The following is a 2,139-nucleotide window of genomic DNA, read 5'->3' on the forward strand; positions in this document are numbered from 1 at the left end:
GCTTAAAATTTTGCCGTGCGAGTCAAAGCCTACGTTTAGTATGCGCCCCTCTAGGCTGGAAGCGCGGTCGTGCAAGTGCCCGTGAAGCATAAAAGAACCTTTCGAGGCGCGGTTGTGCTCCTCTACGGGATAGTGAAACATACAGATGCTCATACCCGTTTTGCCGTCCTTTATCGTGCCCGCGCCGCCGTCAAAATTTAGCTCCTTGTAGTGCAAGATATCGCTAAAGATAGGATTTCCGTCATCTTTTAGCTCGCGTAGCAGCGCTTCTTTGTTTTGGCTAATGAGCGTATCGTGGTTGCCTAAAATCAGCACATGCGAGCCGTTTAGCCTACGCGCGACGCTTTTTAGATCCTTTAATTTATTACAAAATGCAAAATCGCCCAGATCATAAACCGTATCCTCGGGCCTCACTACGGCATTCCAGAGCTCTATTAGCTTTTCGTTCATCTCGCTTACGTCGTTAAAAGCCCTAAATTTAGGGCAGTATTTCATAATATTGCCGTGATAAAAATGCAAATCGGAGGTAAAAAATATCATCATTTTCCTTTAAATTTTAATCGCCGCTTACGTAAATTTACACGGCGTCAAATATTCGCGCGGTAATCGTTAAATTTTTTCTAAAAATTCTTTTATAAAGCCTAGCTTGCCCTGCTCGTCAAGGGATTTGAATTCTCGCTCGTTTGCTTTGATATGATCGATCAAGGGGTGAAATTCCTCATCAAGCTTGGTTTTATCCAGTTTGCCGGAAAGCGCCTCGTTTTTACTGCGAGCGAAAAATTTATTCACGAGATAATAAGGCGTTTTCATCTTAAAGCAAAAATCGTTTTGGCTTGGGATATACACCATAAAGCCCTCGAATTTCGCCTCTTTGACTATATTTTTAAGCTCCGCAAAGCTCGTTTTTAGATACTGCTCGCCCTCTTTATAAAAAGGTCTTTTTAGCGCGGCGGCAGTGCCTGCGGCGATTTTATCCAGCTCAAATTCGCTTGCTTGCGCGCCGGTTTTAGCGTCGATAAGCCCGATAAAGGTCTCTCCAAGCTCCTCTTCTACGATGTGCGGGTCGCTCTCGTCGGTGATCTCAAATAAAAAAGTTTTATTCGGATAGCGTTTAAAAATCTCTTCAAATTTACAGCAGTGCTCGCGCGCCATCTGCGCAAATCTACTATCGGTCGATCCCGTCGTGGAGTAGATGACGCGGCGGTTAAAGCTCGCGCCGCTTTCGCCTACATCTACGTAGGTGCAACACCCCAAAAAGCCGTTTACCTTTCGCACGGCAAGCACGGGCGTATCGTCCGTGATATCGATAGGATAAAGGCTTTTGTGCGAGGTAAATTCCGAATAGTTATAGACCTTTTTAAATGGACGCACGATGATATTTAGATTCTCGTCCATTATGAGCCCGCGCATCTCAAGCAACGCCTTATCCCAATCGGCTTTGAAAAAGACGCGTTTTGAGTATTTATAGGTGCGAAGCTCGGGATAAAGCTCGCTTTGACGCGCACTCCAGAGCCTTTTATCCTGCGTAGCGGTGATATATTTTTTCGTTACGTAGGTATTTTGCGCCGCATCAAAGGGCAGATTGCGCCTGTTTAGAGCCGCCGCGTCTTTGATCTTTTGCGCTACGTTTTCGCTTATAGGATTGACGGGCGGGATCAAAATTTCGCCCTCTATTTTATTGTTTGCGACTTTGATAAACATCGCTATCACCGTATCTTCATCGACGCCGTGCTCGGAAGCGAAGAAATTTTGCATTCTAAAGCATTCGAAAATAAATCCATTTTGGGCGGCTTGCTCTTTTAGGCTTAGCAGCTCTTTGGTGCGCGCGCTCACGTTGCTAAGCACGATAAGAACGTCTTTAGCTTTGTTTTCCAGGGCAAATTTATACGCCTGCTTTATCTCGCGGGCGACCTTGCGCTTCGCGTCCTCCAAAAGCTTCGGCGACCAAGTATAAACCCCCGCCTCATCAGTTAAAAACATATCGTTTTCCAGATGATAAATTTGCGCCTGCGGATATTCGTTTTTAAATTCTTTAATTTTCTCTTTTGCGAAAGTCGTTTTACCAGAGCCCGCGTGTCCGCGAACGACTATAAATTTTCTCATTTTACCGCCTTGATTTTATGTGGCGATATTCTACCT

2 protein-coding genes are annotated in these 2,139 nt (G+C 45.1%); both read right to left on the bottom strand.

All coding sequences use genetic code 11. The features are described from left to right. Positions 1-540 (bottom strand): metallophosphoesterase (locus Q0614_RS08615; RefSeq protein WP_298788045.1); only part of this gene is annotated, 540 nt, incomplete at its 3' end. A 69-nt stretch (positions 541-609) separates the two neighbouring features. After that, a complete protein-coding gene (locus Q0614_RS08620; RefSeq protein ID WP_298788046.1) occupies positions 610-2,103 on the bottom strand; it encodes an RNA ligase in 1,494 nt (497 codons plus the stop codon). Between the last annotated feature and the right edge of the window lie 36 nt (positions 2,104-2,139).

Source organism: uncultured Campylobacter sp., from assembly GCF_937997595.1.
In the GTDB taxonomy this organism is placed as follows: Bacteria; Campylobacterota; Campylobacteria; order Campylobacterales; family Campylobacteraceae; genus Campylobacter_B.